Annotated in this window: 8 protein-coding genes and 1 pseudogene; 6 read left to right on the forward strand and 3 right to left on the reverse strand. The window is 49.4% G+C overall.

All coding sequences use genetic code 11. From position 1 onward, the window contains the following. Window positions 1-135 precede the first annotated feature (135 nt). Entirely contained in the window at window positions 136-327 is a 192-nt protein-coding gene (locus HEM79_RS21945; RefSeq protein ID WP_094905248.1) for a Rop family plasmid primer RNA-binding protein, read from the reverse strand. A 65-nt stretch (window positions 328-392) separates the two neighbouring features. On the opposite strand from HEM79_RS21945, the gene HEM79_RS21950 reads away from it, so the two are divergent. From HEM79_RS21950 to HEM79_RS21975, 6 genes and pseudogenes are all read left to right on the forward strand, one after another. Then, entirely contained in the window at window positions 393-716 is a 324-nt protein-coding gene (locus HEM79_RS21950) for a MobC family plasmid mobilization relaxosome protein (protein ID WP_047089054.1), read from the forward strand. After that, a pseudogene (locus tag HEM79_RS23080) lies at window positions 706-1,026 on the forward strand (plasmid mobilization relaxase MbeA); the annotation flags it as partial. The gene HEM79_RS21950 and the pseudogene HEM79_RS23080, both read left to right, overlap by 11 nt. A 367-nt stretch (window positions 1,027-1,393) precedes the next feature. Then, window positions 1,394-1,912: an MbeB family mobilization protein gene (locus HEM79_RS21960; RefSeq protein WP_140902897.1), complete on the forward strand. Its 519-nt coding sequence runs from the start codon at window positions 1,394-1,396 to the stop codon at window positions 1,910-1,912. 6 nt (window positions 1,913-1,918) lie between these two features. Then, on the forward strand, window positions 1,919-2,152 hold the full coding sequence (locus tag HEM79_RS21965) for an MbeD family mobilization/exclusion protein (RefSeq protein ID WP_011117658.1): 234 nt from the start codon (window positions 1,919-1,921) through the stop codon (window positions 2,150-2,152). 357 nt (window positions 2,153-2,509) lie between these two features. Continuing rightward, the gene (locus HEM79_RS21970) at window positions 2,510-2,695 is read left to right on the forward strand and encodes a hypothetical protein (protein ID WP_074518866.1); all 186 of its coding nucleotides are present in this window, start codon (window positions 2,510-2,512) and stop codon (window positions 2,693-2,695) included. Beyond that, complete coding sequence (locus HEM79_RS21975; protein ID WP_023259653.1) at window positions 2,685-2,939, forward strand: hypothetical protein; 255 nt, start codon at window positions 2,685-2,687, stop codon at window positions 2,937-2,939. Before HEM79_RS21970 ends, HEM79_RS21975 begins: the two co-directional genes overlap by 11 nt. Before the next feature lie 29 nt (window positions 2,940-2,968). On the opposite strand, the gene HEM79_RS21980 is transcribed toward HEM79_RS21975, so the two are convergent. Together HEM79_RS21980 and HEM79_RS22945 are read right to left on the reverse strand one after the other, a co-directional pair. Continuing rightward, entirely contained in the window at window positions 2,969-4,027 is a 1,059-nt protein-coding gene (locus HEM79_RS21980) for a ParA family protein (RefSeq protein ID WP_094905242.1), read from the reverse strand. A 364-nt stretch (window positions 4,028-4,391) separates the two neighbouring features. Then, window positions 4,392-4,523: a replication initiation protein gene (locus HEM79_RS22945; protein ID WP_249820084.1), complete on the reverse strand. Its 132-nt coding sequence runs from the start codon at window positions 4,521-4,523 to the stop codon at window positions 4,392-4,394. Window positions 4,524-5,092 lie beyond the last annotated feature (569 nt).

Here is a 5,092-nt window from a genome sequence, read left to right on the forward strand (position 1 = left end):
TCCGCTATCGCTACGTGACTGGGTCATGGCTGCGCCCCGACACCCGCTAAAACCCGCTGACGCGCCCTGACGGGCTTGTCTGCTCCCGGCATCCGCTCACAGGCAAGCTGTGACCGTCTCCGGGAGCTGCATGTGTCAGAGGTTTTCACCGTCATCCCCGAAGCGTGCGAGGCAACTGCGGTAAAGCTCATCGGCGTGGTCGTGGAGCGATTCACAGATATCAGCCTGTTCATCCGCGTCCAGTTCGTTGAGCTTCTCCAGCAGCATTAATGTCTGGCTTCTGATAAAGCGGGCCATGTTAAGGGCGGTTTTTTCCTGTTTAGTCACTGATGCCTCCGTGTAAGGGGGATTTCTGTTCATGGGGGGTAATGATACCGATGAAACGCGAGAGGATGCTCACGATACGGGTTACTGATGATGAACATGCCCGGTTACTGGAACGCTGTGAGGGTAAACAGCTGGCGGTATGGATGCGGCGGGTCTGCCTGGGTGAGCCGGTTGCCCGTTCCGGGAGGCTGCCGACACTGGCACCGCCGTTACTGCGTCAGCTGGCCGCCATCGGAAATAACCTGAATCAGACAGCCCGTAAGGTGAACAGCGGGCAGTGGTCTTCCGGTGACCGGGTTCAGGTGGTGGCCGCACTGATGGCCATCGGGGAGGAGCTGCGCCGGCTGCGTCTGGCCGTCAGGGAACAGGGGGCGCGGGATGATAGTTAAGTTTCATGCCAGGGGAAAAGGTGGTGGCAGTGGTCCGGTTGATTACCTGCTGGGAAGGGAGCGTAACCGGGAAGGGGCAACGGTGCTTCAGGGTAATCCGGAAGAAGTCCGGGAACTCATCTATGCCACGCCATTTGCGAAGAAATACACGTCCGGTGTTCTGTCGTTCGCGGAGAAGGAACTGCCAGCGGGAGGACGTGAAAAAGTGATGGCGAGCTTTGAGCGTGTACTGATGCCCGGTCTCGAAAAAAATCAGTACAGCATCCTGTGGGTGGAGCACCAGGACAAGGGACGGCTTGAGCTGAATTTTGTCATTCCGAACATGGAGCTACAGACCGGAAAACGCCTCCAGCCGTACTACGACCGCGCAGACAGGCCTAGAATTGATGCCTGGCAGACGCTGGTGAATCACCATTACGGGCTGCATGACCCGAACGCCCCGGAGAACCGCAGGACGCTGACACTCCCTGATAACCTGCCTGAAACGAAACAGGCGCTTGCTGAGAGCGTTACACGGGGGCTTGATGTGCTTTACCGTGCCGGAGAGATAAAAGACCGTCAGGATGTGATTCTGGCACTCACAGATGTGGGAGTTGAGGTTGTCAGGGTGACGCGAAGCAGCATCAGCATTGCAGACCCGAACGGCGGGAAGAATATCAGGCTGAAAGGAGCGTTTTATGAGCAATCTTTTACAGACGGGCGCGGAGTTCGAGAAAAAGCTGAAAGAGAGAGCCGAATCTACAGAGAAAATGCTGAACGACGAGTTCAGGAAGCTCGGCGAGTCTGTCAGCGAGGCTGTGACCTCAAACGAGACGAAAATCAGAGACGCTATAGCCCTGTTCACAGCCTCGACAGAGAAATCGCTGGAAAAACACCGGGAAGGGGTGAAAGAGGCGATGATGCAGCACAGGAAGGACGTGTTAAAGCTGGCAGGGAATACGGGCATGATGTTACTGGGGATAGTCTTGCTCCTGTTTACCGCGAGTGGCGGGACGCTCTGGTATCTTGGCGGGAGGATACAGGCGAACCTGGAAGATATCAGGAAGCAGGAAGAGACATTGCAGAAACTGAACGCGAAGACATGGGGCGTGGAGTTCGTGCAGGACGGGAACAGGAAATTTCTGGTCCTTCCGTACGGGAAATCAGCAGAGGTGATTCCCTTTCAGGGGAAAGAGTGGGTACATCTGAAGGAGTGACACAGAATGACAGAGCTGGAAACACATTTGCTGAACGCCTTAGAGCAGCTGCAACAGGACTATATGCAGCGGCTGAGCGAATGGGAGAGCGCCTTCGTGGAATTGCAGAAGATGTTTTCGCGTACGCAACGGGACAACGCGATGCTGAACGAGCGGGTCATGCAGTTGAGTCAGCAGGTGCAGCACTTGAGCGAGCAGACAGAACGCTTGAGCCAGTTATACAGCGAGAACTGGAGATAAGAGAGGAACGGTTGATACAGGAGCGCGAATATGCGTTATCCCTGGAACGGGAGCGTCAGCCGGAAATACAGGAACGCACGCTGGATGGCCCTTCGCTGGGATGGTGAAACAATGAAAAATGGCAGCTTCAGTGTATTAAGAGGGGGTAATGTGGCCTGTACCATCTGGTTGCATAGGTATTCATACGGTTAAAATTTATCAGGCGCGATCGCGGCAGTTTTTCGGGTGGTTTGTTGCCATTTTTACCTGTCTGCTGCCGTGATCGCGATGAACGCATTTTAGCGGTGCGTACAAGGGGTGTTATGTTCAATTCTCCAGCGTATATTGGGCTGTTTACAGCAATAGGTGTAATGTTCTATGACTGAAGATAACGTTAAGAATATTAGCGACTACAGAAAGAATAATGATGCTGTTGATGCTAATAGTAGTGCTATTTCAGGTAAAAGCGCTCCAGCTAAGCTGAGTGAGAAACTTAGAAATACAGTTCCTTCTGGACTGAGGGCCCAAATGCGCCAACAAATGAGGAATAAACATGGATTCTAATAACAGTCAGAAAAACCTTCAAGATAAGCATGCTGATCTTCTGGATAAAACTTATACTCTCGGCTGGTTGGATGGGTATTCAGAAGGGTATGATGATGCCATTGAAGATTGTCAAAATGCCTTGAATAAACTGGAAAATGAAAACGAATTGCTCAATGAAATTATTGAAAACAAAGATAATGTAATCAGTGAAATGGCATCTAGTGTGGGCAGGGCGTTGCAAACGGTAAAGAAAAATAAATAAAAAAAGGCCCTTGAGAAAGGGCCTTTTTTTTACTCAATCATACCGGCAAGAGCGACAATGTTGGGCACTTGCTTATCAAGCTGTGTCTGATTTACCTTTATTGTTCTTCCCGCAACATTCTTATTTCCTGCGGTTAGTGTGGCAATTGGAATACCAAGTGCTCCTGATACGACAGATGCTGTATTGGCATCATTTACTTCATACTGGAACATGTTCCTAAAGGATTTTTTATTATTCGGCGTTGAGCTTCCATTTGGATGAATGCAGAATAAACTTGGTTTTGTTTGCCACACTTTCCAAATCTCATCGCCGATTTCTGTTACCACAGTTTTGAATGCGCTAGCTGATGAGTTGTTCATTTGAGTTAATCTGTTTCCAACATACATGTATATTTGTGGTAATGACATAGAATAACGATTGCTGTTTAAATAGAAATCTGACTGTGGTTCGTTCAGATGACGTCGCTCGCCATAAACTAAAGAAAGAACTGCTTTAACAGCTCTTTTTGATGAACCATCAGCAGAGAATGGAATTAATAAGCGTTCAGCTGCGGTTAATGCTAACTCGGTATAAATAGAGAAGCTGGGATTACAGTCGATGAAAACGCAGCTGTCGCCATTATCCCATGAGTTACAAATGTCACTAATTAGATCGTTAATCCAAAGATGAACAGTTCTCCATGCGTCATGAGGTCCAGGGAATGATGCTCCAACAACTCTTGATGCTTGAAGTTCTAATTGCTCATCGCCAGTAACAAGATATAGATTATCTGGGATTCTGCTATTGTATGTAGATACGTTGATTACGTAGTTAGAACCTGTATTTGTCGGAATATATGGACTTCTGATCCTATCCTCAATATATCCAGAAATAGTCTTTCTTTGTGTTGCAGAATGAATCTGATTTAGCGTATTTTCGCCATTAACCATCCCGCCAAGTAACATTGAGGATGAGTTAGCTTGTGGGCATAGATCAATCACCAGAACCTTTTTTGTCGGGTTCTGTCTGGCGTACTCAGAGGCTAGTTGAAAGGTAAGATAACTTTTCCCCACTCCGCCTTTGTTATTCCATACGGCATAGATCGCCATCTATCACTCCTAATATAGTTTTGTTGTTAGCTTTAAGTCAGAGTACTAGAGATTATTGTTCTACTGTTAGTTTCTTTCAGCTAACTGACTGTGTTTCGAGCGGTATGGTTAGATGAGGGTGTCCGTATTGGCATGACCTCTTCAGCATAGTAGGAACGTGATTGAAAGGATTTCTTGAGATCCTTATTCGTGGGATGTAATCTTCTGCACTGTAAACGAAAAAACCACCTGGGGAGGTGGTTTTTCGAAGGATCAGTAAGTTGGGGAACTTCTGAACCGTGGTAACAGGGTGTACAAGACCACTGCCACCAAATCTGTCCTTTCAGTTTAGCTGTAGTTAGGCTTCAACTTCAAGAACTCTGCGTTAGTAATATCTTGTACATCCCTTACCAGTGGCTGCTGCCAGTGGCGTTAAGTCGTGTCTTACCGGGTTGGACTCAAGACGATAGTTACCGGATAAGGCGCAGCGGTCGGGCTGAACGGGGGGTTCGTGCACACAGCCCAGCTTGGAGCGAACGACCTACACCGAACTGAGATACCAACAGCGTGAGCTATGAGAAAGCGCCACGCTTCCCGAAGGGAGAAAGGCGGACAGGTATCCGGTAAGCGGCAGGGTCGGAACAGGAGAGCGCACGAGGGAGCCACCAGGGGGAAACGCCTGGTATCTTTATAGTCCTGTCGGGTTTCGCCACCTCTGACTTGAGCGTCGGTTTTTGTGATGCTCGTCAGGGGGGCGGAGCCTATGAAAAAACGCCATCTACGCGGCTTTTCTCTAGCCCTTCGTCTTTTTGCTCACATGTTCTTTCCGGCGTTATCCCCTGATTCTGTGGATAACCGTATTACCGCTTTTGAGTGCGCAGACACCGCTCGCCGCAGCCGAACGACCGAGCGCAGCGAGTCAGTGAGCGAGGAAGCGGAAGAGCGTCGGAAGTTGCATTTTCTCCTTACGCATCTGTGCGGCATTTCACACCCGGCATGGTGCACTTTTCATACAATCTGCACTGATGCCGCATAGTTAAGCCAGTATACACTCCGCTATCGCTACGTGACTGGGTCATGGCTGCG

The organism is Escherichia sp. 93.0816 (assembly GCF_013368855.2).
Lineage (GTDB): Bacteria > Pseudomonadota > Gammaproteobacteria > Enterobacterales > Enterobacteriaceae > Escherichia > Escherichia ruysiae.

Coding starts and splice junctions, on each gene's coding strand:
- HEM79_RS21950 (WP_047089054.1), top strand. CDS start 393: ATGCTCACGATACGGGTTACTGATGATGAACATGCCCGGTTACTGGAA.
- HEM79_RS21960 (WP_140902897.1), top strand. CDS start 1,394: ATGAGCAATCTTTTACAGACGGGCGCGGAGTTCGAGAAAAAGCTGAAA.
- HEM79_RS21965 (WP_011117658.1), top strand. CDS start 1,919: ATGACAGAGCTGGAAACACATTTGCTGAACGCCTTAGAGCAGCTGCAA.
- HEM79_RS21970 (WP_074518866.1), top strand. CDS start 2,510: ATGACTGAAGATAACGTTAAGAATATTAGCGACTACAGAAAGAATAAT.
- HEM79_RS21975 (WP_023259653.1), top strand. CDS start 2,685: ATGGATTCTAATAACAGTCAGAAAAACCTTCAAGATAAGCATGCTGAT.
- HEM79_RS21980 (WP_094905242.1), bottom strand. CDS start 4,027: ATGGCGATCTATGCCGTATGGAATAACAAAGGCGGAGTGGGGAAAAGT.